The 24,947-nt window shown below is 60.4% G+C and carries 26 protein-coding genes; 4 read left to right on the plus strand and 22 right to left on the minus strand.

All coding sequences use genetic code 11. From position 1 onward, the window contains the following. Nucleotides 1-17: 17 nt before the first annotated feature. The 5 genes from UL81_RS07390 to UL81_RS07410 are packed head-to-tail and all read right to left on the minus strand — an operon-like array spanning nt 18 to nt 3,963. Nucleotides 18-302 carry an acylphosphatase gene (locus tag UL81_RS07390; RefSeq protein WP_035105111.1) on the minus strand — a complete coding sequence of 95 codons (285 nt, stop codon included), beginning with the start codon at nt 300-302 and terminating at the stop codon, nt 18-20. Between the two features lie 10 nt (nt 303-312). Beyond that, nucleotides 313-1,797: an alanine/glycine:cation symporter family protein gene (locus UL81_RS07395; RefSeq protein ID WP_035105113.1), complete on the minus strand. Its 1,485-nt coding sequence runs from the start codon at nt 1,795-1,797 to the stop codon at nt 313-315. Nucleotides 1,798-1,838: 41 nt separating this feature from the next. Next, on the minus strand, nt 1,839-2,654 hold the full coding sequence (mutM, locus tag UL81_RS07400) for a bifunctional DNA-formamidopyrimidine glycosylase/DNA-(apurinic or apyrimidinic site) lyase (protein ID WP_035105115.1): 816 nt from the start codon (nt 2,652-2,654) through the stop codon (nt 1,839-1,841). Continuing rightward, the gene (rnc, locus tag UL81_RS07405) at nt 2,654-3,424 is read right to left on the minus strand and encodes a ribonuclease III (RefSeq protein ID WP_035105118.1); all 771 of its coding nucleotides are present in this window, start codon (nt 3,422-3,424) and stop codon (nt 2,654-2,656) included. Before rnc ends, mutM begins: the two co-directional genes overlap by 1 nt. Then, entirely contained in the window at nt 3,421-3,963 is a 543-nt protein-coding gene (locus UL81_RS07410; RefSeq protein ID WP_046453440.1) for a YceD family protein, read from the minus strand. The genes rnc and UL81_RS07410 overlap by 4 nt, the downstream gene beginning before the upstream one ends. A 134-nt stretch (nt 3,964-4,097) precedes the next feature. Between UL81_RS07410 and UL81_RS07415 the strand changes: the two genes are divergently transcribed. Next, on the plus strand, nt 4,098-4,634 hold the full coding sequence (locus UL81_RS07415; RefSeq protein ID WP_035105121.1) for a hypothetical protein: 537 nt from the start codon (nt 4,098-4,100) through the stop codon (nt 4,632-4,634). A 6-nt stretch (nt 4,635-4,640) separates the two neighbouring features. Here UL81_RS07415 and UL81_RS07420 read toward each other — a convergent pair whose 3' ends face one another. Both UL81_RS07420 and gdhA read right to left on the minus strand, forming a co-directional pair. Then, nucleotides 4,641-5,399, minus strand: a complete 759-nt coding sequence (locus tag UL81_RS07420) for a DivIVA domain-containing protein (protein WP_035105124.1) — start codon at nt 5,397-5,399, stop codon at nt 4,641-4,643. A 133-nt stretch (nt 5,400-5,532) separates the two neighbouring features. Continuing rightward, the gene (gene gdhA, locus UL81_RS07425) at nt 5,533-6,876 is read right to left on the minus strand and encodes an NADP-specific glutamate dehydrogenase (RefSeq protein ID WP_035105127.1); all 1,344 of its coding nucleotides are present in this window, start codon (nt 6,874-6,876) and stop codon (nt 5,533-5,535) included. Nucleotides 6,877-7,081: 205 nt separating this feature from the next. On the opposite strand from gdhA, the gene UL81_RS07430 reads away from it, so the two are divergent. Then, nucleotides 7,082-8,179 carry a glycerate kinase gene (locus UL81_RS07430; protein ID WP_035105130.1) on the plus strand — a complete coding sequence of 366 codons (1,098 nt, stop codon included), beginning with the start codon at nt 7,082-7,084 and terminating at the stop codon, nt 8,177-8,179. A 35-nt stretch (nt 8,180-8,214) separates the two neighbouring features. Here the strand turns inward: UL81_RS07430 and UL81_RS07435 are convergent, their stop codons facing one another. Continuing rightward, a complete protein-coding gene (locus UL81_RS07435; RefSeq protein WP_035105133.1) occupies nt 8,215-8,613 on the minus strand; it encodes a hypothetical protein in 399 nt (132 codons plus the stop codon). Between the two features lie 35 nt (nt 8,614-8,648). Between UL81_RS07435 and UL81_RS07440 the strand changes: the two genes are divergently transcribed. Continuing rightward, on the plus strand, nt 8,649-9,854 hold the full coding sequence (locus UL81_RS07440) for an amidohydrolase (RefSeq protein WP_035105136.1): 1,206 nt from the start codon (nt 8,649-8,651) through the stop codon (nt 9,852-9,854). Between the two features lie 137 nt (nt 9,855-9,991). Continuing rightward, nucleotides 9,992-12,388 carry a glycogen/starch/alpha-glucan phosphorylase gene (locus UL81_RS07445; RefSeq protein ID WP_035105139.1) on the plus strand — a complete coding sequence of 799 codons (2,397 nt, stop codon included), beginning with the start codon at nt 9,992-9,994 and terminating at the stop codon, nt 12,386-12,388. 114 nt (nt 12,389-12,502) lie between these two features. Here the strand turns inward: UL81_RS07445 and pyk are convergent, their stop codons facing one another. From pyk to hisD, 14 genes are all read right to left on the minus strand, one after another. Then, nucleotides 12,503-13,927 carry a pyruvate kinase gene (gene pyk, locus UL81_RS07450; protein WP_179944126.1) on the minus strand — a complete coding sequence of 475 codons (1,425 nt, stop codon included), beginning with the start codon at nt 13,925-13,927 and terminating at the stop codon, nt 12,503-12,505. A gap of 192 nt (nt 13,928-14,119) precedes the next feature. Then, nucleotides 14,120-15,142 carry a prolipoprotein diacylglyceryl transferase gene (gene lgt, locus UL81_RS07455; protein WP_046453441.1) on the minus strand — a complete coding sequence of 341 codons (1,023 nt, stop codon included), beginning with the start codon at nt 15,140-15,142 and terminating at the stop codon, nt 14,120-14,122. Between the two features lie 60 nt (nt 15,143-15,202). Beyond that, entirely contained in the window at nt 15,203-16,033 is an 831-nt protein-coding gene (locus UL81_RS07460) for an indole-3-glycerol phosphate synthase TrpC (protein WP_035105144.1), read from the minus strand. Nucleotides 16,034-16,154: 121 nt separating this feature from the next. Further along, on the minus strand, nt 16,155-16,829 hold the full coding sequence (locus UL81_RS07465; RefSeq protein WP_046453442.1) for a TIGR02234 family membrane protein: 675 nt from the start codon (nt 16,827-16,829) through the stop codon (nt 16,155-16,157). Nucleotides 16,830-16,832: 3 nt separating this feature from the next. Then, complete coding sequence (gene hisI, locus UL81_RS07470; protein ID WP_169746058.1) at nt 16,833-17,204, minus strand: phosphoribosyl-AMP cyclohydrolase; 372 nt, start codon at nt 17,202-17,204, stop codon at nt 16,833-16,835. Continuing rightward, nucleotides 17,201-17,971 (minus strand): imidazole glycerol phosphate synthase subunit HisF, encoded by a 771-nt coding sequence (gene hisF, locus UL81_RS07475; RefSeq protein WP_035105150.1) that lies wholly within the window; start codon nt 17,969-17,971, stop codon nt 17,201-17,203. Before hisF ends, hisI begins: the two co-directional genes overlap by 4 nt. 81 nt (nt 17,972-18,052) lie before the next feature. Continuing rightward, complete coding sequence (locus UL81_RS07480; RefSeq protein WP_035105152.1) at nt 18,053-18,829, minus strand: inositol monophosphatase family protein; 777 nt, start codon at nt 18,827-18,829, stop codon at nt 18,053-18,055. Between the two features lie 46 nt (nt 18,830-18,875). Then, a complete protein-coding gene (gene priA, locus UL81_RS07485) occupies nt 18,876-19,643 on the minus strand; it encodes a bifunctional 1-(5-phosphoribosyl)-5-((5-phosphoribosylamino)methylideneamino)imidazole-4-carboxamide isomerase/phosphoribosylanthranilate isomerase PriA (protein WP_035105156.1) in 768 nt (255 codons plus the stop codon). A 30-nt stretch (nt 19,644-19,673) separates the two neighbouring features. Next, entirely contained in the window at nt 19,674-20,318 is a 645-nt protein-coding gene (gene hisH, locus UL81_RS07490; RefSeq protein ID WP_046453443.1) for an imidazole glycerol phosphate synthase subunit HisH, read from the minus strand. A 6-nt stretch (nt 20,319-20,324) separates the two neighbouring features. Continuing rightward, nucleotides 20,325-21,518 (minus strand): MFS transporter, encoded by a 1,194-nt coding sequence (locus tag UL81_RS07495; RefSeq protein ID WP_179944127.1) that lies wholly within the window; start codon nt 21,516-21,518, stop codon nt 20,325-20,327. Nucleotides 21,519-21,565: 47 nt separating this feature from the next. Then, complete coding sequence (locus UL81_RS11955; RefSeq protein WP_035105160.1) at nt 21,566-21,733, minus strand: hypothetical protein; 168 nt, start codon at nt 21,731-21,733, stop codon at nt 21,566-21,568. 5 nt (nt 21,734-21,738) lie between these two features. Then, complete coding sequence (gene hisB, locus UL81_RS07505) at nt 21,739-22,341, minus strand: imidazoleglycerol-phosphate dehydratase HisB (RefSeq protein WP_035105163.1); 603 nt, start codon at nt 22,339-22,341, stop codon at nt 21,739-21,741. A 49-nt stretch (nt 22,342-22,390) separates the two neighbouring features. Continuing rightward, nucleotides 22,391-23,491 (minus strand): histidinol-phosphate transaminase, encoded by a 1,101-nt coding sequence (locus tag UL81_RS07510; RefSeq protein ID WP_046453444.1) that lies wholly within the window; start codon nt 23,489-23,491, stop codon nt 22,391-22,393. Then, the gene (gene hisD / locus UL81_RS07515) at nt 23,484-24,803 is read right to left on the minus strand and encodes a histidinol dehydrogenase (protein ID WP_046453445.1); all 1,320 of its coding nucleotides are present in this window, start codon (nt 24,801-24,803) and stop codon (nt 23,484-23,486) included. Before hisD ends, UL81_RS07510 begins: the two co-directional genes overlap by 8 nt. Between the last annotated feature and the right edge of the window lie 144 nt (nt 24,804-24,947).

Here is a 24,947-nt window from a genome sequence, read left to right on the forward strand (position 1 = left end):
TCGTGCAATTCTAGCAATCAGCGCTCAACGAAATCGGTTTCCCCTTTAGGCTTCGCCCACTGCTCGACGACCGTGGTGACCTCGCCGGGGCGCTTCGTGGTCGACGGCTGTTCTTTCAGTAGTTCGAGCAGTTTCTCGCAATCCTCCTGCGTGCCTTCGGCAACGACCTGGACGCGGCCATCGCGCAGGTTGGTGGCGTGTCCTGCGAGGCCGAGCTCGAGTGCGCGGGAACGGGTCCACCAGCGAAAGCCAACGCCTTGGACGGTGCCGTGGACAAAAGCGGTCATGCGGGTATCAGCCATGGGGTCTTCCTTAATCCTGGTCGCGCAGGGTCTGGCGGTCTTCGGCGCTGCGGCGGGTGACTGGGTCAGAACCGTCCCAGCACTCGACGTTGTCGAGCTCAGGGAGCATATCGCGGTGGAAGACCGGGTCGACGCCGTTAGCGCGCTGTTGGGAGTAGTTCTTCAACAGCTTAATGGCAACACCGGATAGCGGGACGATGGCCGCAACGTTGAGCAGCACCATGGTGGCAGCACCGGTATCGGCCAGTGCGAAGACCAGCGGCAGGGAGCCCACGGCGCCGAACCAGACGAAGAAGAGCACTGCGCAACGGAAGATGTTGAGCACGGTCTTGCTGCCGCTGAGGTATTCCACGTTGGACTCGGCCAGGTAGTAGTTGCCCAAGATGGACGAAAACGCCAGGAAGAACAAGATGAAGCTGACGAAGTGGATGCCCCAATCGCCGACCTCGGAGGCCAATGCGGCCTGGGTCAACGGAACGCCTTCGGCTTCCTGGCCGTAGACGACGTCCTGGCCGAGCAGGATGATAAAGGCGGTAATGGTACAGACGACCAGGGTGTCGAAGTAGACGCCGAGGGTCTGGACCAGGCCCTGCTTGACCGGGTGGGACACGGTCGCGGTCGCGGCGGCGTTTGGTGCAGAACCCTCGCCGGCCTCGTTGGAGAACAGGCCACGCTGGATACCCAGCATCATGGCCGAGCCGATGGTGGCACCAGCGATTTCCTTAAAGCCGAGTGCGTGGCCGACGATGCTGGAGACCATGTCCGGGACGCGATCGAAGTTGGTGATGACGACAAAGGCACCGACCAGCAGGTAGGCACCGGCCATAAATGGCACGACGATCTGGGTGATGTTCGCGATGCGCTGGACGCCACCGAAGATGATGAAGCCGGAAGCCACGGCGATGACAGCACCGATGATTGCGCGGAAGGTCCAGGAATCCTGGTCGAAGGAGAAGGAGACGGCATCGGCAATTGCGTTGGTCTGGAATGCGTTGTAGACCAGGCCGAAGGTAAACACTAAAGCGATAGAAAACGCAATGCTCAGCGGGGTCCACTTCAGACCGCGCTTCATGTAGTAGGCCGGGCCGCCGCGGTAGGCATCGCCGTCGCGGACCTTCCACAGCTGTGCCAAGGTGGACTCCACGAACGAGGTCGCACCACCCAAGATGGCGATGATCCACATCCAGAACACTGCACCGGGACCACCAACAGAAATCGCCACCGCGACACCGGCGATGTTACCGGTACCCACGCGGGAGGCTGCAGAAATAGTAAAGGCCTTGAACGCGGAGATTCCGCCGTAGTCTTCATCTTCGTCGCGGCCGACACCCTTGGGGCGTTCGACGACGGCTTTGAACATGTCCGGCACCATGCGCAGCTGGACAACTACGGTGCGGAAACCAAAAAAGAGGCCCGCGCCAACGAGCACAATAGGCAAAATATAGGTCCACAGGAAGTCGTTTCCTGTAGTCACGAGGTTCTCGATCACATCCATGCGAAATAACCTATCGTGAATTGGCCCAGTTGTTAATTAACTCACTGACAATGGGGGCAATAATGCGTCGAACGTCCGCCTAGCACGATGCGTTCGATCTCTGTCCCACAGCGTGGACAAGGCTGGCCGGCTTGGCCGTAGGCGTTGAGGCTGCGCGCGAAGTAGCCGGACTCGCCATTGACGTTGACGTAGAGCTCATCAAAGCTGGTACCGCCGACTTCCAGGGCACGCTCCATGACAGCTGCGGCCGCCTCCAACAGGGCGACGGCGTCGCGCTGCAACAGCGTCGAGGCGCGCTTGGTGGGTTTGATCTGGGCTGCCCACAAGCTTTCGTCGGCGTAAATATTACCTACTCCCGATACGACGGTTTGGTCGAGGAGGGCGGTTTTCACGGCGGTCTTTTTACGTCGCAAAGCGCGTGCGGTGGCCACTAAGTCGAAGCCGGACTCGAGCGGATCGACCGCGATGTGCGCAATTTTTAGCCAAGGCGCAAGCAACCAGTAGCCGAAGGTGCGCTGGTCGATAAAGGAGACTTCGGTGCCATCGTCAAATGTGGCGACGATGCGGACGTGTTTAGAGTTTTGCTCACCGACGCGCATCTGCCCGGACATGCCGAGGTGCACAAAGAGCACGTCGCGGCCCGGGTCGGTGAGGTCTTCGTCGGCGAATTCCAGCCACATGAACTTGCCGCGGCGGGCAACCTTGGCGATGGTGCGCCCACGCAGCAGCTGATCCAGTGGGGCTTCTTGTCCCCTATTGGCGCGCGGATGGCGCACGTCGACGGATTCGAAGGTGCGCCCGCGCAGGTGCTTATCGACGCCGCGCCGGACCACCTCTACTTCAGGCAGCTCCGGCATTAGAGTTCAGAACCGGCAGTGCCTTGGACAAGCAGCGGGGTTTCCTGCAGTACTTGGCAGGCCTCGCGCGCTGCTTGCTGTTCGGCCAGCTTCTTGTTGTGGCCGACACCGGTGCCGACGGTCAGGCCGGCGACCTTGGCCACAGCGGTAAACGTCTGGTCGTGTTCCGGGCCAGTCGAGGTCGCGCTATAGGAGGGCATCGCGGCCTTCAGTTCCGCGCAACGCTCCTGCAGCGTGGTCTTCCAATCGAGGTGGCGACCAGAAACGGTAGCGTTGTCGATTTTCTTAGCAAACAGACGCAGGATGACCTCGCGGGCAGGCTCAAATCCGTGCTGGCGGTAAATCGCGCCCAGTAGTGCCTCGGTGGTATCGGCGAGGATGGATTCCTTGTCGCGACCACCGGTGGATTGTTCGCCCTTGCCCAGCAGGATGTGCTGACCGAGTTCGATTTCGCGGGCGACATCGGCAAGCCCGTAGCGCGAGACAATCGAGGCGCGCATCTTGGAAATATCCGACTCCGGGCGCGACGGGTACTGCTCGTAGAGCTTCGCCGCGATGGACAGGCCCAGCACGGCATCGCCCAGAAACTCCAGGCGCTCGTTGTTCGGCAGGTGCCCGTTTTCGTTGGCAAAGGAACGATGGGTTAGGGCGAGGCAAAGGTGCTCGTCGTCAAGCTCGATGCCTAGCTGCTTAAGCAAAGGCTTATGGTCAATGGCGTTGAAGGCAGCATTGAGTGCTTCTTCGCCGGTGAGCTTTTTGCGCCGGCTCATAGGAACTTCTCCAGACCTGCCCAACGGGGGTCGACTTTATCTTCTTCCTCACCGGAGACACCAGCATTGACGCCTTCGGGGGTTTCGATGTCGCACTCGCCTTCGCAGGTCGGCGCAAAAGGCAGGTTCAGTCCTGCTTCATCGATGACCGACTGCAGCAGGTCGAGTTCATCGTCGACGATTTCTGGCACCTCATCGCCTGAGCCCTCATCTTCCGGGTCGGCTGCATCGCCACTGACAAAGTCCTCATCAGCGGCAAAAACCTGGGATACGTGCAGGTCCAGCGGTGGGGCCAACGGCTTGAGGCAGCGGGCGCATTCGCCTTCGAGGGTGCCGGTAATGTCGGCATCGACAAGAACGCCCGAACCCAGCGGGGTCAAGGTTGCCTCAACGTTTAGTTCGGAGCCTTTCGGCACGGCAATCATTTCCACGCCGATGCGCTCTGGGGCCGGACCGGTCTGGGTACGCTGCTCCGGCATTGCTTCCGTGCCCTGGGCACGCAGCAGCTCGGCCACATTAAACTTCAAAGGTGATGTCATAGCGCATACCAGCCTACCCCGTGGCCCGGGGCTGTTTCACCTTCGCTGAACACAGGCTGAATTCTTCAGCATAGCTCGACGTGAAAGGCCAATTTGGGCGACATTGGAAAGCGTTGCGTCTCTAGGCTTTAGGCATGGATGACGCACAGACTATGGCTTTGCAGGAAGCCGCCCAGGGGTTTGTCACCTACTGCGCCCTACCGATTGTGGTGCTGTGCCTCATTGGGCTGTTGTGCCACCATATCGTCGGCACGCGCCACCAGGGATTTTATGGCGAATCCGGGTACCGCTTGCGCCATGTGGTGGGCTGGTCACTGGCCGTGGGCATTGTGGTCGGCGTGGGTCTGGCGCAACCGCTGCTCACTTACGAAACCAAGATCATCGTCGGTGCACTGGGCTTTGGCATTGCTGCCGCACAGCTGACCTGGGGTGCGCGCGAATGCATTTCCGCAGTATTCCTCTCCGCTGCGGGTCTGATGCTGGGCTCTAGCAGCGCATACTTAGCGATGCGCCTTGGCCTCTCCCCCACCATCGATACGCAACTACTCGATCAGCTGCGCATCAATCTGTTGGGGCTGTGGCCAGCATTCGCACTACCGGCCCTAGTGACTGCGGGGATAGCCGCGTTTTTGACCATCCAATCCGAGCGGGCTACGCGTTCCCGCACCTAGCGGGAATTAGCGTTCGTAGCGGCGTTCGCTGCGCTGTGGGCGCTCGTACCGGCGCTCGGAATCGTAGTCGCCCTGGTCGGCACCGCGCTCGTAGCCTTCGCTGCGAGGGGAACGCACACCTGCACCGCGGCGCAGGGCTGCACGGTCGGAGTTGACGGTGCGCAGCAGACCCGACAGAGAAGATTCGAACTCGCCAAGCTTGTTGTCGACGAACTCGTCGCACTCGGTGCGCAGACGGTTGGATTCGCTGTGGGCGCTTTCGACGATGCGGTGTGCTTCGTCGTTGGCGCGGCGTACGACCTCAGATTCGCTGACCAGGCGCTCCTGCTCGGCGCGGCCTTCGTTGACCGAGCGCTCGTATTCGGAATTACCCTTAGCGACAATGCGCTCAGCCTCGGCGCGGGCACCTTCGACGAGAGAGTTAGCCTCGTCCTCAGCCTGGGCAACCATGGTGGTGGCGCGGTGCTGGGCATCGTTAAGCATGTCGTCGGAATCAGCCTGCGCGCGGGACATGATGCCATCGGCTTCCGCGGTGGCATCGTTGACTGTCTGGGAGGCGCGCTCTTCTGCCCCGCGAATGATTTCATCCTTGTTGTCTAGAACGTCTTGGGCGTCGTCGATTTCGACGGGCAGGGCGTTGCGCAGGTCATCGAGAAGCGCGAGCATCTCGTTGCGCGGCACCATGCAGTTGGAGGTCATCGGGACCGAGTAACCCTGCTCTAAGTGGCGGACTAGTTCATCTAAGGATTCAAAAACGCGGTACATGCCACTGAGGTTAAACGACGAGCCACCTGCGTTTCGTCTCCCACGCGGTAGGCGCTGTAAAACCGCGAAATCCGGGGACGAAACCTAGTTCATCCCCGGGGAAATCGACGGTTACGGTTAAGCGTTTTAAGGCTTAGATGACACCCTGGGCGAGCATCGCGTCAGCAACCTTCTTGAAGCCTGCGATATTTGCGCCGGCAACGTAGTCGCCTTCGCGGTCGTATTCCTTGGCGGTCTTCTCCACGTTCTTGAAGATGTTGGACATAATCGCGTGCAGACGCTCATCGGTGTAGTCGAAGGACCAGGAGTCACGGGAGGCGTTCTGCTGCATCTCCAGCGCGGAGGTTGCCACGCCACCAGCGTTCGCAGCCTTGCCCGGTGCGAAGTTGATCTTGGAATCCTGGAAGAAGTGGATGGCTTCCGGGGTGCAGGGCATGTTCGCACCCTCAGCGACGTAGCGCACGCCGTTGTCGGCCAGCAGCTTCGCGGAATCGCCATCGAGCTCGTTCTGGGTGGCACACGGCAGTGCGACGTCGGCCGGGACTTCCCAGATGTTGCCGCGCTCGACGAACTCCACGCCGTCGCACTCTTCGGCGTAGACGTGAATGCGCTCGCGACGGTTTTCCTTGATGTCGCGCAGCAGCTCCAGGTCCACACCGTTCGGGGTCGTGATGTAGCCGGAGGAGTCAGACATGGCCACGACGGTGCCGCCGAACTGCTGGACCTTCTGCGCAGCATAGGTGGCCACGTTGCCGGAGCCAGAGACGATAACCTTGGCGCCATCCAGGGACTCGTTGTGGGTCTTGAGCATCTCCTGGGTCAGGTAGACCAGGCCGTAGCCGGTGGCCTCGGTGCGCACCAGGGAACCGCCCCAGCTTAGGCCCTTACCGGTCAGGACACCGGACTCGTGCTGGTTGGACAGGCGACGGTACTGGCCGAACAGGTAGCCGACCTCGCGGGCACCGACACCGATGTCACCGGCCGGAACGTCGCGGTACTCACCGATGTGGCGATGCAGCTCAGTCATAAAGGACTGGCAGAAACGCATGACCTCGCGGTCGGACTTGCCCTTCGGGTCGAAGTCGGAGCCACCCTTGCCGCCACCGATAGGCAGGCCAGTCAGCGAGTTCTTAAAGATCTGCTCAAAGCCTAGGAACTTGATGATGCCCAGGTTCACCGACGGGTGGAAACGCAGACCGCCCTTGTACGGACCAAGAGCGGAATTGAACTGGACGCGGAAACCACGGTTGACCTGGATTTGGCCCTCATCATCGGTCCACGGGACACGGAAGATGATCTGACGCTCCGGCTCGCAGAGACGATCAACGAGACCGTAATCGGCGTAGTGCGGGTCCTTGCCGAGGACGATCTTCAGCGAGTCGAGTACTTCCGACACCGCCTGGTGAAATTCTGGTTCACCGGCGTTGCGCTTGAGCAGCTTGTCGTAATACTCAGAAATCTGCTGGTCAACTGACACGATGATTCTCCTTTTGGTGTGGCTCAGCCAATAACTAACGTCCTATAGTTTTCACCGCCACACTCCTTTTTGCAACTTCTCCCCCGCCCAAACTTTCCTAACCCCTGCGACCAGCACCGATAGCTTCGTTAATTTCTGTTACATGACAGTTTCCAAAGCTGTTAACGTGTCCTTCGCAAAAAGCACTGCCGATATACTCATCCCCATGCTCGTTATTGTTGCCCCGGACTCGTTCAAAGGCACCGCTAGTGCCCAAACGGCTGCTGCTGCCATCGCCAGCGGAGTGCGCGAAGTACTTCCCGATGCCACCGTGCTATCCGCCCCCATGGCCGATGGCGGTGAAGAAACCGCTGACGTCCTTGCCAGTGCTGCTGCCCTGCGCGGTGCGAAGGTAGAACGGATTACGCTGCCGACGACTGACGCCATCGGCAGGCTCACCGAGGCTTCCTATGCTTTCGACACCACCAACCACACCGCCTACATCGATGTCGCCGCGGCATCCGGCCTACCGGCGGTCGCTGACAGCCTCGACCCGCTGCATGCCGATACCTATGGCACCGGCGTGCTGATTGCTGATGCGGAAGCCCGCGGTGCCACCCACATCGTGCTGGGCTTAGGCGGTTCCGCAACTGTCGATGGCGGCGTGGGCATCCTCAGTGCGCTGGGTGCCGCAGTTCACGACGAGCGCGGCTACGCCCTGCCCAAAGGTGGCGCACCGCTGGTCCAACTCGACACCATCGATACCGCGCAGCTGAACATCAAAGCCGCGCTGCTGGACTACACCCTGGTGGCCGATACCCGCGCCACCGTCGTCCAGGCCGCCACGATGTACGCACCCCAAAAAGGCGCGGAAGGTGAACAGATTGCGCTTCTTGCCGGCGCGCTATTGCAGCTGGCCAAGGTCACCGAACAAGACCCCGAGCAGCCTTACTTCGGTGCCGCCGGCGGCATTCCCATCGCGCTGCGCTGGCTCTCGATGTCCCTGTGGGGCGACGAGTCCCACTTCCGCATCGTGCCTGGCGGCAAGTTCGTTGCCGAACAAATTGGCCTAAGCCAGAAAATCCCCGACGCCGACCTCGTCATCACCGGCGAAGGCGCCTTCGACGAGCAGTCCTTAACCGGCAAAGCCGTCGGCACGATCGCAGAACTCTGCGCCGAGGCAAACGTCCCACTGGGTATCGTCGCCGGGCGCATCGACGAGCCCGCCCCCGAAGGCACCCACGCAGCCGAACTCAGCGGCGAAGGCCCACTGCCCGAGCAGCTACGCGAGGCCGGAAAGAAGCTCGCGGAAGCTCTAAAATAGCTTCCACTTCCCGTAACAGCGGACTCGTTCCGCTGTTACGGGATGATGTGCAACGACCACGGGAAGATGGCGGGGCGCTCGTGGGCGCGCTCATCTTCGAGGAGAACGTGGTCCTTCGGCAGGCCCGCGTGTGGGGTCAGCAGGCGGGCTAAGACCATTGCCAGCTGGTTGACGGAGCCCTTAACACCGTCGACTTTGATGTGGTAGCGACGCACGTTGGCGTCTTCCAGATCGCGCTCTTCGTGTTCGTCGCGGTAGGTCTGGCGCAGTTGGTCTTCCAGGCCCTGTGCGAAAGCGGCGTTTTCGACTTGGGTAACCTCTGCAGAAGTCAAAGAACCATTGTCTACAAGCTTGCCGGTTGCGGTTTCAAAGATTTCCGCCACGCGGCGGGCCTGGGCATCTGGGACCAAGACATCGAATTGGATAATTGGCATAAGGCTACCCTACCCATACTCCTAGGAGGACAGCTATGGGACATCCCACACACATCGCAAAGCTGCTGGCCAACCATGGTGTGAACCTGGATTGGCAGCAGGATTTTTACCGTGATCTGCATCAGCACCCGGAGCTGTCCCACGAAGAAGATCGCACCGCGGCCAAGATTAAAGGGCAGCTGGCAAAGTTTGATTGCGAGCTCGTCGACAACATCGGCGGGCACGGGATGGTGGCCATTTTCCGCAACGGCGAAGGCCCGACCACGTTATTCCGCGCGGATTTTGATGGCCTGCCCGTTAAGGAGCAGACCGGGGTGGACTATGCCTCGACCAATGGCTGCATGCACGCCTGCGGCCATGACATGCACACCACGGCAGCGCTGGGTGCCTGTGCGCTTATCGATGCCCACCGCGACAGCTGGACCGGTACCTTTATGGCACTGTTTCAGCCTGCTGAGGAATCCTCACTGGGTGCTAAATACATGCTTGCCGATGACCTGCTGGACCGCGTCCCGCGTCCGGACGTGTGTTTAGGCCAGCACGTTGTTGCTGGTCCCGCTGGGCATGTGATGTCCAAGTCCGGCGCGATTATGGCTGGTTGTGATTCCCTGCGTATCCGCGTGGCGGGTCGTTCAGCGCATGCGTCAATGCCGCATAACGCGATTGATCCGACCTACATTGCCGCGATGATTGTCACCCGCTTGCAGGCAATCGTGGGCCGGGAGGTCGCCCCGCACCAGTTCTTCGTTATCTCTGTCGGTGAGCTGCATTCCGGCGATAAGAACAACATCATCCCCGATAGTGCGGAGTTGGTGCTCAATACCCGCTACTACGATCCGGCGCTGGCCGAGCGCGTCTATGAATCCTTAGAGCGCATGGTGCGTGCCGAGTGTGTGGCGTCTGGTAGCCCGGAAGAGCCCAGTTTCGAGTACTACGCCCACGGCGAAGTCACCGACAACGACGTGGCCACCTATACCCCGGTGCGCGAGGTCTTCGATGCCACCTTTGGTGAAGACTCTGTCGATGCCGATAGGTCCACTGCTTCGGAGGACTTCTGCTATCTCCCACAGGCTTGGGGCGTGCCCTATTTCTTCTGGCACATCGGCTGTACGCCGAAGGAGTTGATGGACAACCCGCCGGTCAATCACCAGTCGAATTTCCTGCCCGACTACGCACCGACGGTGCGTGCCTCGACCCTGGCTGCCGCAGCAGGTGTGCTGACCTTCCTGGGCAACAACTAAAGCGCGTGAGCAACGAGGCATCGATACGGCTTGGCATCTGCGATCCGGGGTAAATCCCATTAGGCTGGTCAACGTTTGTTGTTCCCTTCAACCGGCACCACCGTGGTGCCGGTTCCGCCAAGATTGGGTGAAATTACGTGAGCCAACCCCAGCACTCCGCTTTCCAAGCGGCTATCCCTTCGCATGTGCGCGCAGCTAGCGGTGTATCCCCGCAGAAAGCCACCGACCGCAAGTACTGGTCGGGCCTGTCGGCTGCCGTGATGGAGCAGATTGCCGATAATTGGGAAGCAACCCGGCGCACCTACGCTGCTGGCCGCCAGCAGCATTACTTCTCTGCAGAGTTCCTGCAGGGTCGCGCGCTGCTGAATAACCTCACCAACTTAGACCTCGTCGACGACGCACAGGTTGCTGCGAAGGCCAGCGGTCGCGAGCTCAGCGACATCCTCGAAGCCGAACACGACGCCGCTTTGGGCAATGGTGGTCTGGGCCGTCTGGCAGCTTGCTTCCTGGATTCGGCTGTCACCCAGGATTACCCGGTGACCGGCTACGGCCTGCTCTACCGCTACGGTCTATTCCGCCAGAGCTTCGACAATGGCTACCAGCACGAAGCACCGGATGCATGGATGGAAAACGGCTACGACTTCGTCATTCGCCGTGCTTCTGAGCAGCGCATCGTCCACTTCGACGACATGGACGTGCGTGCCATTCCTTATGACATGCCGATTACTGGCTACGGCACCGACAACGTCGGCACGCTGCGCCTGTGGAAGTCCGAGCCGATCGATGAGTTCGACTACGATGCATTTAACTCCCAGCGCTTTACCGAGGCGATTGTCGACCGCGAGCGCGTCATGGATATCTGCCGCGTGCTCTACCCGAACGACACCACCTATGAAGGCAAGGTCCTGCGCGTTCGCCAGCAGTACTTCTTCGTTTCTGCCTCGCTGCAGAACATGGTGGATAACTACATCGCCCACCACGGCGAGGACTTGAGCGATTTTGCCAAGTACAACTGCATCCAGCTCAACGACACCCACCCGGTACTCGCTATTCCGGAGCTGCTGCGCATTCTTCTCGACGAGCACGGCATGGGCTGGGATGAAGCCTGGAAGATCGTCACCGAGACCTTCGCGTATACCAACCACACCGTGCTGGCTGAGGCCCTGGAGAGCTGGGAAATTTCCATTATCCAGAAGCTCTTCTGGCGCATCTGGGAGCTTATCGAGGAAATCGATCGCCGCTTCCGCGAAGACATGATTGGCCGCGGTCTGGATTCTGCGCGCATCGACTACATGGCACCGGTATCCAACGGCAAGGTCCACATGGCCTGGATTGCCTGCTACGCCGCCTACTCGGTTAATGGTGTCGCTGCCCTGCACACCGAAATCATCAAGGCCGATACCCTGCGTGATTGGTACGACCTGTGGCCGGAGAAGTTCAACAACAAGACCAACGGTGTGACCCCGCGTCGTTGGCTGAAGATGTGCAACTCGCGCCTGGCTGATCTGCTGACTGAGGCTTTGGGCTCGGATTCTTGGGTTACCAACTTAACTGACTTGGCCAAGCTGGCACCGCTTGCCGATGATGCTGACATCCGCAAGCAACTGCGCGAGGTCAAGACCGCCAACAAGCAGGCTTTCGCTGAGTGGATTAACGACCACCAGGGTGCTGAAGTCGATCCGGATTCCATCTTCGATGTTCAGATCAAGCGCCTGCACGAGTACAAGCGTCAGCTGCTCAATGGCCTCTACATCCTGGACCTGTACTTCCGCATCAAGGAAGATGGCGAGTCCGTGCCGAAGCGCACCTTCATCTTCGGAGCGAAGGCCGCCCCGGGTTACGTGCGCGCGAAGGCGATCATCAAGCTGATCAACACCATTGGCGACCTGGTCAACAACGACCCGGATACCAAGGACATCCTGCGCGTGGTCTTCGTGGAGAACTACAACGTCTCCCCTGCTGAGCACATCATCCCGGCTGCCGATGTCTCCGAGCAGATTTCTGTAGCCGGCAAGGAGGCCTCGGGTACTTCGAACATGAAGTTCATGATGAACGGCGCACTGACGCTGGGCACCATGGACGGCGCCAACGTCGAAATCGTCGAAGCCGTCGGTGAGGAAAACGCCTACATCTTCGGCGCTCGCAACGAAGAGCTACCTAAGCTGCGCAAGGGCTACAACCCAGGTGAGCTCTACAACCAGGTGCCGGGCTTGTCCCGCGTGCTGGATGCGCTCACCGATGGAACCTTGGGCGCAGAAAACAACGGCATGTTCGGCGACCTTCGTTCCTCCCTGCTCGACGGCTACGGCGAGCACGCACAGGATACCTACTACGTGCTGGGCGACTTCGCTGATTACCGCGAGACCCGCGACCGCATGGCCGATGACTACGTCAATGACCCAGAAGGCTGGGACCGCATGGCCTGGCTGAACATTTGCTACTCCGGTCGCTTCTCCTCGGATCGCACCATCGAGGATTACGCCAACGAGGTTTGGAAGCTCGAGCCAACCCCGGCTCGCCCAGTAGAGGACTAAATCCTTAGTTCAAGGTTGCGTTGCAAAACAACGCGACGGCGGTGTCACCTTCACAAGGAGGTGGCACCGCCGCTTTCGTTTGTGCTGTTGTAGATGCTTTATAAGCAGCTACGTCTAACGGTTTGCGTGATGATTCTCGCCCAGCATGTGGCACTGAATCATGTTGGTGTTGCCGGAGATTCCCGGAGGGGTACCAGCAACGACGACCATGAGGTCGCCTTCGTTGTAGTCGTCCATTTCCAGCAGGGCTTCGTCGAGTGCGCGCATCATCTCGTCGGTGGTATCCACATCCGTGCTGAGGAAGGTCTGGGCGCCCCAGGTCAGTGCGAGCTGGGAGCGAACCGCCTGAACCGGAGTAAACACCAGCAGTGGCAGGCCGGAGTGCAAACGGGCCACGCGGCGAGCGGTATCACCGGAGGTCGTAAACGCCACGATGGCCTTGGCGTTGAGGCGCTCGGCGATATCGCGAGCGGAGTAAGAAATCACGCCACGCTTGGTGCGCGGAACATGCGACAGCGGTGGGAAGTGGCCTTCGGACTCGGCGTTTTGCACGATGCGCGACATGGTGCGCACAACGTTGTGCGGGTCGATACCAACGGAGGTCTCACCAGAGAGCATGACGGCGTCGGCACCATCGAGGACGGCGTTGGCGACGTCGGAAGCTTCCGCACGGGTAGGACGCAGGTTGGAAATCATCGAATCCAGCATCTGGGTGGCGACGATGACCGGCTTGGCGTTCTCGCGTGCGATCTGGATGGCGCGCTTCTGGAACAGCGGAACCTGCTCGAGTGGAACCTCGACGCCGAGGTCGCCGCGGGCAATCATGATGGCGTCGAAAGCCAAAACGATGGATTCGAGGGCGTCGACAGCTTCTGGCTTTTCCAGCTTGGCAATCACCGGGATGCGACGGCCTTCTTCGTCCATGATGGCGTGGACCAAGTCGACATCGGCAGGCGAGCGCACAAAGGACAGCGCAATGAAGTCCACGCCGAGGCGCAGTGCGAAGCGCAGGTCATCGATGTCCTTCTCAGACAGCGCCGGCACGGAGATGTCCATGCCTGGCAGGGAGACACCCTTGTTGTTGGAGACCGGGCCACCCTCAGTCACGCGGCAGACCACGTCGTTGCCGTCGACTTCTTCGCAGACCACGGCGACTTTGCCGTCATCGATAAGCAGGCGGTCGCCTGGCTTCGCATCGCGTGCCAAGCCCTTGTAGGTGGTGGATACGCGGTCGTGGGTGCCGTCGACGTCATCGACGGTGATGCGTACGACTTCGCCTTCGTCCCACTGCTCTTCGGTGTTGATGAAGCGACCCAGGCGAATCTTTGGGCCCTGCAGGTCAGCCAGCACGCCCACGGCGTTACCGGTCTTGTCGGTTGCTTCGCGGACCCAGCGGTAGTTCTGCTCGTGATCGGAGTGCTCACCGTGCGACATGTTCAAGCGAGCAACATTCATACCATCTTGCACCAGGCGCAAGATGGAGTCCGCATCAGCCACAGCGGGGCCGAGCGTACAGACGATCTTGGTTCTTCTATCCAGCATTACCTAACCCTAATATCAGCGTCGTTTCGTCTAACGTCTCCCAAACTACCCCCGTTTCCTCCCACCTGCTACTGAAGCCAGGCAAAAGGAAACACAGATCACCCTATTGTTATCCCAACAAAACAGAACACACCCGGCCACTTTTCAAAAGCAACCGGGCGGATTTCTGGATATTCAGTGGGAGCAGTACTAGACCTGTCCCCCACGCTCGTTGGGACCATTAGGTTTCTTCGTCGCCGTAGCCGTCGAACCCGTCTCGCGTTGTGCGGAGTTCTTTCCGGAAGTCTTCATTGCCTTTTCGGAAGTTTCTCCGTCTCCTACGGAAGTCTCCTCTTGGGAAACTTCCCTTTGGTACTTGGGGTCTACTTCCTCGGGGGTTTCTTGGCCGCGTGGGAGGCGGAAGAAGATGATGAGGGCGATGATGAACAGCACGATGGATACGATCGCGTTGATGCGCATGCCGAAGACCATGGTGGCTTCGTCGGCGCGCATGTTCTCGATGAAGAAGCGGCCTAAGGTGTAGCCGGCAACGTACAGGGCGAAGACGCGGCCGTGGCCGAGCTTCCATGCCTTTTGTGCCCAGAGCAGGAACAGGCAGACCAGGACGTTCCAGATGAGCTCATACAGGAAGGTCGGGTGGACAGAGGCTACGACTTCACCGGTGGACTGGCCGGACACGGGTGCGTACTGGCCGGCGTCGTTGACGCGGTAGTAGATATCCAGTGCCCACGGCACATCAGTTTCGCGGCCGTAGAGCTCCTGGTTGAACCAATTTCCCAAACGCCCAATGGCTTGGGCGAGGACAAGGCCTGGTGCGACGGCATCGGCAAACGGTGCCATCGGGATCTTTTTGATTTTGAACATCACCCAGATGGCGAAGGTGCCTAAGGCGACTGCGCCCCAAATGCCGAGGCCACCATTGGTGATCTTTAAGGCATCGACGGGATTGCAGTCGGCACAGAAGTACTTATCGTAATCGGTAGCCACGTGGTAAAGACGGCCGCCGATGATGCCGGCGGGGATGATGACGATGGCAGCATCCCAGACCGTATCGGGGTCGCCACCGCGGGCCACGTAGCGGCGGTGGGTCATCCACATCGCGACTAGGATGCCGGCGATGATGCACAGCGCATAGGCGCGAATGGGGATCGGGCCGAGGTGCCATACGCCCTGCGGCGGAGACGGAATATTCGCGAGAATCTGAGTGTCCACGTTACACAGTGTGCCTTATTGGCTTTGGGCGTGGAAACTTAGCCCGCGGAAAGTCGAAACTTAACAGTCCTTGCGGGATGGGCAGGCGGGGTGCTGGCCGGCGGCGACCAGGGAGCGTGCCAGGGCGCTGGGGTCGGTGGCGCCCATGACGGATTCGCCAACCAGCACGGCATCGGCGCCATGCGAGGCGAGGCTGAGGAGATTGCGCGGGGAATAAATGCCACCGGCCGCAATGCGCAGCACGGATTCCGGCAGGCCAGGAGAGATTTCCGCAAAGGCGTGGCGGTCCATCTCATCGGAGTCAATAGACCAGGCATTAATGGCGACGACGCTGCCGCCGGCTTTGAGGACGCGGTCTACTTCCCCACACGAGCGGACTTCCAATACGGCAGTCATGCCAAGCGATTCAATGCGGTCCAACAGTGCTTCCAGGCGGGCTTGTTCCAGCAGTTGCACCTGGAGTGGGACGGCGTCGGCACCGTAGCAGCGAGCCTCGTGAATTTGATACGGGTCGACGATGATGTCGCGGCACATCATCGGCACCGAGATGGCCTCGCGGATGACCTGCATGTCCTCGAGCGAAGAATCAAAGCGCGCGGGGTTGGTCTGGCAGGCCATCAGCTGCACGCCGACTTCTTCGAGGCTGACTGCCAGGCGAGCGAGTTCTTCCGAGGACTTCCATTGCCCTAATTCGCCGTGATACGGCACCGCGCGCTTAAGTTCAGGGATGACGGAGCAGCCGGGACTCAACAGTGCCTTGCACGCATCCCGGGGTGGTTCCATGTCGCGGGAGCGGGCTTTGACATCTTGAAAAGACACCTTTTCCTCGCGCGCAGCGACCCGAGCGACCACGCTGGCCACTAAGTGATCCACGGAAATCGGAGTAGACATCATCACCTCCCGCGCTGCGATAAATATCACACTTAGGCTAGCGCGAATACGCGAACAAAAGGTAATCGCCCTGGTATCGGCCCCCTCTTGGGGTCAGTTAACCAGGGCGATAAAGCGCGATTTAGGACTCGGACGCAGGCCGTGCCTTAGGGCCGGAGGTGTCATCTTCCGGCAAGTCGGTGGGGTCGATATCTGCATCGAGAGCCTCCCACATCACGCGGCCAGAATCCGGGGTGGTCTCCAAATCTTCAGAGAGCTTTTCTTGACGTGCCGCTGGGGTTTCGTAGCGCGACGCCTGCTTCTTCTTATCCTCACCAGGACGCATCACCAGCAGCACACCGCCGAAGATGACCAGGGCGCTCGCCAGGATGGCCACCAGCGGGCCAGCCACGTTGGCATCGGCAGTATTGACCACGGCCCACTGCGCGATGCTGGCAGAATCCACGGCATTCTCATTCGCCTGTGCGCCCTGCAGCAGCTCCTGGGCACGCATCGGGTCTGCGCCACCAGTAATCAGGGTCAGTGGACGCCAGGCAGCGGCAGCAGCAGCCACCGCACACACGACGCCCACAATGCGGCGACCAGTCTTACGCAGTGCCAGACCAGCAACAGCACCCGCCAGGAAGAGCAGAGCAACGGCGGTGAGCTCTAGTGCCCACATGCTGCCGGTGATCTCAACTTCGGTCATGCCGGACTTATCGTCGTTGGCAACAACGCTTACCCAGCTCATCCGCGTGGCAAACCACGCCAGCAGTGCAGCTACTGCAAAGAGCAAAGGACCAATTTTTCTGCCCATCAATTACTCCTCTCCCAGCAATAGGTTGGCATCAAAGCAGGTGCGATCGCCAGTATGGCAAGCACCGCCTTGCTGCTCGACGGTCAGCAAAATGGTATCGCCATCGCAATCCAATCGTACTGAACGCACGTATTGGGTATGGCCAGAGGTCAGTCCCTTAATCCAGTATTCCTTGCGCGAACGCGAGTAATACGTGGCCTTTCGGGTAGCCAGGGTGTGTGCCAGGGCGTGGTCATCCATCCAGGCCATCATGAGCACTTCGCCGCGCTCGGATTGGGCAATGGCCGGTACTAATCCTGCATCGTTGCGTTTGAGCTGCTTTGCGATGTCCCCGTCCAACTCAAAGTCTGCCGGGTTCGTCTCCTGCTGGCTCACTGTCGCACCTCGTATCCTGCTTGGGCTAGTTCTTCCTTGACTGCTGAAATTTCCACATCGCCGAAGTGGAAAATGGATGCGGCCAAGACCGCATCAGCGCCTGCTTCCACGGCGGGTGGGAAGTGCTCGGCGGCACCGGCGCCACCCGATGCAATCAGCGGTAGTTTGACTGCTTCGCGGACAGCGCGGGTCATCTCCACATCAAAGCCGGCGCGGGTGCCGTCGCCGTCCATGGAGTTGAGCAGAATCTCACCGACGCCTAGCTCGGCACCGGTACGGGCCCACTCGATGGCATCGATGCCTGCGGAACGAGTACCACCATGGGTGGTCACCTCGTAGCCGGAAGGGCAATGATCACCTTCGGCACGGCGGGCGTCGACGGATAAGACGATGCACTGGGAGCCGAAGACATCGGCAAGCTCGCGCAGCAGCTGCGGATTGGCAATCGCTGCGGTGTTGACGGAAACCTTGTCGGCACCAGCACGCAGGAGCTGGCGTACGTCGTCGACGCTGCGCACTCCCCCGCCCACGGTCAGGGGAATAAAGACCTGGTCTGCAGTGCGGCGCACGACCTCCAGCATGGTGCTGCGGCCCTGTGTGGAGGCGGAGACATCCAGGAAGGTCAGCTCGTCGGCGCCGAGCTGGTCGTAGCGTGCGGCCAGCTCCACCGGGTCGCCGGCATCGCGGAGGTTTTCAAAGTTCACGCCTTTGACGACGCGACCGTTGTCAACGTCCAAGCAAGGAATCACGCGGACGGCTACAGCCATGGCTTATCTCCTTCACGCAGGTAATCTCCTGCGTCTTAAGTATCTGTGCGAGTGAGTTGAATTGTGTGCGTTCAGTGCCTTTTAAGCACTCGCCTCGTGGTGGCGGATGGCTTCCACGATGGTCGCATGGACTTGGGTGGTACCTGCGACCATGCCTTTGGATTCGACGGTCCAGTCGTTACCGTGCGGGTCGGTGACCACGCCACCGGTGGCGCGAATGAGCAAAGCACCTGCGGCGTTGTCCCACGGGTGCGGGGAGAAATTCACCGCGCCGTCGAAGACGCCTTGGGCGACGAAGGCGTTATCTAAGCCAACCGAGCCGGTCATGCGCGGGCGCAGGCCGGTTTCGCGCAGCTCGTTGAAAATTCCGGTGGCTAGGTGCGAAGAGCAGCCGACATGGCCGCGGGCTTCGTCGAATCCAAAGGAGCTCATGCCACCGCCAAAGCCGGTAGCCGCTCCGCCGACAGAACGCAGTTCGGTACCTTCCGCGCACGCCAGGCGACGGCCCAGCAGCGGGAAGTCGGCGACAGCGACGATGGGCTCGCCGTGGTGGACTAATGCGATGAGCACGCCACAAAGAGGATTGCCGGCGGAGTAATTCGCGGTGCCATCGACCGGGTCGACAACCCAGGTGGTTTCGCCCAAATCGCCGCCGGATTCTTCGCCGTAGACCGGAATGCCGGTCATTTGCGTGAGCGTGCTGCGCAGGGTGGCCTCAATCTGCAGGTCGACTTCAGTGGCGAAGTCGCCAGCTCCTTTTACGCGTACCGGCTCAGCACCAATGCCGGCCTTGAAGACGGGCTCGACCTGGTCGACGGCGGCCTCAGCAAAGGCCAGCAATTCGAGCGGTTGCGTCATTGGGCACGAGCTCCTTTAAGTTTCCGGTTGGTGTAGCTATCGATGATTAATCGATGGGCTCTTCGGCGGGCAGGGGTTCTACCTCAGCCACAGCCGCAAAGGCTTCTTCTAAGGTGAAACGGCCTTCGTACAAAGCTTTGCCAATGATAGCCGAATCGATTCCCTGGTTTTGATAGCGAGCGAGTTCGCGGACATCGTCCAGCGTGGAGATACCGCCCGAGGCGGTGACCTTCGCGTCGGTAGCCATGGCGACTTCGCGCAGCAGTTCTACGTTTGGCCCTTCCAGGGTGCCGTCCTTGGACACGTCAGTGACCACGAAACGGGTGCAGCCGGCAGCATCGAGGCGTTCGAGGACCTCCCAGAGGTCACCGCCATCGGAGACCCAGCCGTTGCCCTTGGTGCGCCACTGGCCATCTTCCAGACGAACCGCAAGGTCCACAGCGATGGAATCGCCGTGGCTTTCCAATACCTTCTCGATCCACTCCGGGTTTTCTAAGGCTGCAGTACCAATGTTGACGCGGCGGGCACCGGTACCGAGGGCGCGCTCGAGGGACTCATCGTCGCGGATGCCGCCGGTGAGTTCGACCTGAATGTCGAGCTTGGCAGTAATATCGGCCATCAGCTCGTGGTTGCTGCCGCGGTTAAAGGCGGCATCGAGGTCGACGAAGTGCAGCCACTCTGCGCCTTGTTCTTGCCACTTCAGTGCGGCTTCCAAAGGCTCGCCGTAGGACTTTTCCGTTCCGGCTTCTCCTTTATCCAGGCGTACTGCCTGGCCATTAACGACGTCGACTGCGGGCAACAAAGTAAAAGTCATGGGGTTTATCCTACCTACCTGCGACGATCCCTAGAGGGTCTTCATCCAATTTTCCATCAGCTGCGCACCGGCATCACCGGACTTCTCCGGGTGGAACTGGGTAGCCCACAGCGCGCCATTTTCCACAGCGGCCACGAAACGGTCGCCGCCGTGCTCCGACCAGGCGACCAGAGGTGGTGTGGTGATTTCAGTTTCTAACTCCCAGGTGCGCACGCCGTAGGAGTGCACGAAGTAGAAACGCTCTTCTGGGCTCAGGCCGGCGAACATCTGGGAGCCGCGCTCGTCGTCGATCTCGACGGTGTTCCAGCCCATGTGCGGCAGGACATCGGAGTGCAGCTTTTCGACGGTGCCCGGCCACTCCCCGCAGCCGGTGGCGTGGATGCCGTGCTCGACGCCGGCATCGAAAAGCACTTGCATGCCGACGCAAATGCCCATCACCGGACGACCGCCAGCAAGGCGCTGGCCAATAATGCGCGGGCCCTGAATCTCCTGCAGGCCTTCCATGCAGGCAGCGAATGCGCCCACACCCGGGACCAGGAGACCATCGGCTTCCACAGCAATCTTGGGGTCAGCGGTGACGGTGACATCAGCACCGACGCGCTCGAGGCAGCGCTGGGCGGAACGAATATTGCCAGCGCCGTAATCCAACAGCGCCACGTGCTTGGGTTGAGTCATGGAAAGCTAAATTCTCCTCATTCGACGCAGTCGGGTTCGAATATCGTTGGTCTCGCTCACGCGGGTACGGCCCAACAAGAAGTCGGCCACGGTCATGACCAGACCGGCCAGCAACACGGCTGCGCCCGCGCCGAAGGCACCAGCATAACCATAGCCTGCCACCATGGCGCCGAGCAGGGTGGATCCCAAACCAGTTCCGGAATCGTAGAAAATGTTCCAGATGGCCGAGGCTTCCGAGACGCGCTCGCGCGGCAGGCGGTCGAACATCGACAGCAAAGCTTCGTTTTGGGCGATACCGAAGGCACCACCAAAGGCGAAGGCGCCGACGACGATCCACCACACCGACCACTGCTGGTGCAGGGCCAAAGCGATGAGCGCGACACCAACGATGCCGAGGATTTGGCCCGGGATGTACAAGCCACCCGGGCGGCCGGTGCGGTCAGCGACCATGCCGGCAAAGTAGCGGAAGATCATCGCCGCACCACCGACGATGGACAACATGATGCCGGCCAGGATGGCGCCAGTTTCGGCATCGAGCTCACGCACGGCGGGCGGCAGGAAGGACGACACCGCGCCGTAGCTCATGGAAAAGGTCGTCAGTGCCAGGGCCGGTACGGCGACGAGTTTCCAGGTGGGCACGCGGATGACGTTGGCTTCATCTTCGCTGGCTTCCAGGTTGACCTTGATCTTTGGGATGCGCAGGCACATCGCAAAGCCAATAAAGCCAATGATGCCGGCGGTAATGTAGATAGAGGCAAAGCCGATGGTCTCCGCCATCGCCAAGCCGAGCGGCAAGAAGAGCATCTGACCAACGCCGGTAAACACACCAATCATGCCGGTGGCCTTGCCGAGGAAACGCGGCGGGACCAGTTCTGCAATCAGGGCAGATTGGGCCACGGTCAGTGCGCCAAAGCCCACGCCACGTAGTGCGGAGAAGGTCAGCGCGACCCAGGCGTCAGTGCCCAACAGGTGACCAAACGCGGGCACGCCCAGGGTCATCGCAGCTAGTGCCATGACGCGGCGGTAGCCCCACATGCGTAGTAGCCATGGGGAAAAGATCTGGGTGACCACGGTGGCGGCCATGAAGATACCGGTGGTGGCACCGGCCAGGGTTGCCGAACCGCCGCTGTCGATAACGGCTAGCGGAATAACAGGAAGCAGGATGGACCAGGCGCCGAAGGCTGCGGCGATAGCCACCATCGTCGGCCGGTAGCCCGGAATGGCCCACATGCTTTCAGCCTTCTTGCTCACGAATTAACCATCCCTAACATCCACGCGATCGCTGCTGCGGTGGTGATGGCTGCCAACACCCCCGCGGCCACGGTCATGAATTTAGACCCATTTTGATACGCCGACCATGCCCCGCCGACCAGCAGGCCAGCGACGAGAAACAACATCAAAACTGCAATGTTCATAAGTTTTACAATGCGCCCTTAGTCGACGGAATGCCAGTTACGCGCGGATCAGCAGACACTGCCGCACGCAGCGCACGTGCCACGGCCTTGTACTCCGCCTCGGTGATGTGGTGCGGGTCGCGGCCGTAACGGACATTGACATGCAGGGTGACCTGCGCGTGGGTGGCCAGGGTTTCAAAGAAGTGGCGGTTGATCACGGTGGCGTAGTGACCGCCGATGATCTGCCAGTCCATGTTTTCTGGCTCGCCATTCATGACAAAGTAGGCGCGGCCAGAAATATCAACAACGGCCTCAACGAGGGTTTCATCCATCGGCAGCAGCTGGGAGCCAAAGCGGGTAATACCCTTCTTGTCCCCTACCGCGTCCAGGATGGCACGGCCCAGCACGATGGCAGTGTCTTCGACGGTGTGGTGGGCATCGACCTCAATGTCGCCGTTGGCTTGGACGTCCAAGTCAACGCAGCCATGGGTGGCGAAAGCGGTGAGCATGTGGTCGAAGAAAGGCAGGCCAGTCGCAATATTCGACTTACCAGTTCCATCCAGGTTGATTTCCACAACGATGGAAGACTCAGAGGTAACGCGTTCTGCGCGACCGATGCGGGAGCTCATGGATTACACAGTCCTATTCGGCAGAGAAATAAATGAAAGTACAGATAGCTTAGGCACGAATACCGGTTGCGGCCAGTTCCTCAGCAGCGCGCAGGAAGGCATCGTTTTCTTCCGGCTTGCCGATGGTCACACGCAGGTGACCGTCGACTCCGACATCGCGGATGAGAATGTCGCGGTCCAAGAAGGCCTGCCACACGGCGTGCTGGTCAGCAAAGTCACCGAAGAACAAGAAGTTCGACTCACTTGGTACGACCGAGTAACCCAGCTCTTCCAGCCTGGCGCTGACGCGATCGCGTTCCTTCGACAAGATAGCCACGGTTGCCAGAGTGGTCTCGCTGTGGCGCAGTGCCACCAGGGCTGCTGCCTGCGACAGTGCCGGCAGGTGGTACGGCAAGCGCACCAGCATGACAGCTTCCACAAAGGCCGGGTCAGCAACGAAGTAGCCCAGACGTCCGCCGGCAAAGTCGAAGGCCTTCGACATTGTGCGGGAGACCACCAGCTTGGTCGGGTACTTCGACAGCAAAGTCGTCGCCGACGGCAAATCAGAGAATTCCGCATAGGCTTCATCGACAATCACGATGCCCGGTGCTGCCTGCAGGAGCTTTTCGATGTCTTCTAGTGGCGTTACATCACCGGTCGGGTTATTCGGGGTGGTGACAAAGACAACGGCGGGCTGGTGCTTATCGATTGCCTGCAACGCCGCATCCATATCAATGCGGAAGTCCGCACCGCGCGGGCAGTCGATGAACTCCGTCTGGGTGCCCGAGGACAAAATCGGGTGCATCGAGTAAGACGGGTTAAAGCCCAAGGCGCTACGCCCCGGACCGGCGAAAGCCTGCAGCAGCTGCTGGAGGACCTCGTTGGAGCCGTTAGCAGCCCAGAGCTGATCCACGCTGACCTCAACACCGGTCTGCTTGGTGATGTACTCAGCCAGCGCGGTGCGCAGCTCGACTGCGTCGCGGTCCGGGTAGCGGTTGAGAGTCTTGGCGGTCTCTTCTACTTCGCGAACAAGCTCAGAAATCAGCTCATCGCTGGGCGCATAAGGGTTCTCATTGGTGTTGAGCTGGTAGGTCACCTTCAGCTGCGGTGCACCATACGCGCTCTTGCCGCGCAGTTCATCGCGCAGTGGCAGGTCGTTGAGACTAGTCATTGAGGTCCTCCTCGAAACGAGCACGGATGGCTTCACCGTGAGCGGGTAGCTGTTCAGCATCAGCAAAGGCAATCACGTGTGCGGCAATATCGCGCAGGGCTGCCTCGTTGTATTCGATGATGTTCACCGGGCGCAGGAAGGTGTGGGTGGACAGCCCTGCCGAGTAACGTGCGGTACCCGCAGTCGGCAGCACGTGGTTGGAACCAGCAGCGTAATCGCCCAACGGCACCGGCGAGTAATCGCCGACGAAGATCGCACCGGCGTGCTTGACGCGCTCTGCGACCGCACGGGCATCGCGGGTATGGACTTCGAGGTGCTCTGCTGCATACGCATCGGCGACACGGATGGCGGCATCGAGGTCATCGACAAGCACGATGCCCGACTGCTGACCACGCAGGGCCTCCTCGGCGCGCTCGGCATTCGCGGTGACCTGGTAGCGCTTCTCGATTTCTGCATCGACCGCTGCAGCCATCTCTTCCGAGTCCGTAATCAGCACGGACGCTGCCATCGGATCGTGCTCTGCCTGGGAAATCAGGTCGTAGGCAACCAGCACGGCATCAGCAGTGTCATCGGCCACGACGGCAATCTCGGTCGGGCCAGCCACGGCGTCAATGCCCACCACGCCACGCACGACGTTCTTGGCCGCAGCCACATACACATTGCCCGGGCCGGTAATGATGTCGACTGGCTCGAGGTCAGCCTCGTCGTCGCCATAAGCCATCAGCGCCACTGCCTGGCCGCCACCGACAGCCCAGATTTCATCGACGCCCAACAGATAGCAAGCCGCCAGAATCGTCGGGTGCGGCAAGCCGCCGAACTCCTTTTGTGGCGGGGTGGCCACAATCAACGACTCGGCACCAGCTTCCTGCGCCGGCACGACATTCATAATCACCGACGACGGGTAAACCGCCTGGCCACCTGGGACGTACAGGCCCACGCGCTCAATCGGGTGGAAACGCTCGGTGACCGTCGCACCTTCTGCCAGGGTCGTCGTGTGCGCGGAAGGCTTCTGTTCTGCATGCACCTTGCGCACGCGCACGATGGCTTCTTCCATGGCTGCACGCACATCGGCATCAAGATTCTTAGCGGCATCGGCAAGCTCGCCTGCCGGCACGCGCACGGCCTTAGGGCGCACACCATCGAAACGCTCGCCATAATCCAGCGCCGCGGAAGCACCGCCCTCGCGAACGGCATCCACAATCGGGGTGACCTGGGGCAGCACCGAAGTCACATCATCGCCACCGCGCGGTAGCACCCTACGCAGATGCGACGCACTCAGCTCCTTGCCTCGCAGATCGATCCTTTGCAGCATTTCTGCCCCCTCAGTCTGTATCGACAATTACTCGCGGCGGTGTACCCCACCAGGGTTTTCTATAACAGGACTAATATACCGCTTTTCGTTTTCCAGCGGGCAAGCGGGTCTGCACTATAAAATCAATCGCAACGCTAAGTACCG

Source organism: Corynebacterium camporealensis, assembly GCF_000980815.1.
In the GTDB taxonomy this organism is placed as follows: Bacteria; Actinomycetota; Actinomycetes; order Mycobacteriales; family Mycobacteriaceae; genus Corynebacterium; species Corynebacterium camporealense.

Excerpts from the sequence above, each read along its gene's own strand:
- priA (WP_035105156.1), bottom strand. The coding sequence starts at position 19,643 with ATGACTTTTACTTTGTTGCCCGCAGTCGACGTCGTTAATGGCCAGGCA.
- UL81_RS07435 (WP_035105133.1), bottom strand. The coding sequence starts at position 8,613 with ATGCCAATTATCCAATTCGATGTCTTGGTCCCAGATGCCCAGGCCCGC.
- hisB (WP_035105163.1), bottom strand. The coding sequence starts at position 22,341 with ATGAGCTCCCGCATCGGTCGCGCAGAACGCGTTACCTCTGAGTCTTCC.
- UL81_RS07465 (WP_046453442.1), bottom strand. The coding sequence starts at position 16,829 with ATGGGCAGAAAAATTGGTCCTTTGCTCTTTGCAGTAGCTGCACTGCTG.
- UL81_RS07420 (WP_035105124.1), bottom strand. The coding sequence starts at position 5,399 with ATGTACCGCGTTTTTGAATCCTTAGATGAACTAGTCCGCCACTTAGAG.
- UL81_RS07510 (WP_046453444.1), bottom strand. The coding sequence starts at position 23,491 with ATGACTAGTCTCAACGACCTGCCACTGCGCGATGAACTGCGCGGCAAG.
- mutM (WP_035105115.1), bottom strand. The coding sequence starts at position 2,654 with ATGCCGGAGCTGCCTGAAGTAGAGGTGGTCCGGCGCGGCGTCGATAAG.
- UL81_RS07430 (WP_035105130.1), top strand. The coding sequence starts at position 7,082 with ATGCTCGTTATTGTTGCCCCGGACTCGTTCAAAGGCACCGCTAGTGCC.
- UL81_RS07440 (WP_035105136.1), top strand. The coding sequence starts at position 8,649 with ATGGGACATCCCACACACATCGCAAAGCTGCTGGCCAACCATGGTGTG.
- UL81_RS07495 (WP_179944127.1), bottom strand. The coding sequence starts at position 21,518 with ATGGTGGCTATCGCCGCAGCCTTCGGCGCCTGGTCCATCCTGCTTCCT.
- UL81_RS07395 (WP_035105113.1), bottom strand. The coding sequence starts at position 1,797 with ATGGATGTGATCGAGAACCTCGTGACTACAGGAAACGACTTCCTGTGG.
- UL81_RS11955 (WP_035105160.1), bottom strand. The coding sequence starts at position 21,733 with ATGAACATTGCAGTTTTGATGTTGTTTCTCGTCGCTGGCCTGCTGGTC.
- hisD (WP_046453445.1), bottom strand. The coding sequence starts at position 24,803 with ATGCTGCAAAGGATCGATCTGCGAGGCAAGGAGCTGAGTGCGTCGCAT.
- hisF (WP_035105150.1), bottom strand. The coding sequence starts at position 17,971 with ATGGCTGTAGCCGTCCGCGTGATTCCTTGCTTGGACGTTGACAACGGT.
- UL81_RS07460 (WP_035105144.1), bottom strand. The coding sequence starts at position 16,033 with ATGTCTACTCCGATTTCCGTGGATCACTTAGTGGCCAGCGTGGTCGCT.
- UL81_RS07480 (WP_035105152.1), bottom strand. The coding sequence starts at position 18,829 with ATGACGCAACCGCTCGAATTGCTGGCCTTTGCTGAGGCCGCCGTCGAC.
- hisH (WP_046453443.1), bottom strand. The coding sequence starts at position 20,318 with ATGACTCAACCCAAGCACGTGGCGCTGTTGGATTACGGCGCTGGCAAT.
- UL81_RS07415 (WP_035105121.1), top strand. The coding sequence starts at position 4,098 with ATGGATGACGCACAGACTATGGCTTTGCAGGAAGCCGCCCAGGGGTTT.
- UL81_RS07390 (WP_035105111.1), bottom strand. The coding sequence starts at position 302 with ATGGCTGATACCCGCATGACCGCTTTTGTCCACGGCACCGTCCAAGGC.
- rnc (WP_035105118.1), bottom strand. The coding sequence starts at position 3,424 with ATGAGCCGGCGCAAAAAGCTCACCGGCGAAGAAGCACTCAATGCTGCC.
- UL81_RS07410 (WP_046453440.1), bottom strand. The coding sequence starts at position 3,963 with ATGACATCACCTTTGAAGTTTAATGTGGCCGAGCTGCTGCGTGCCCAG.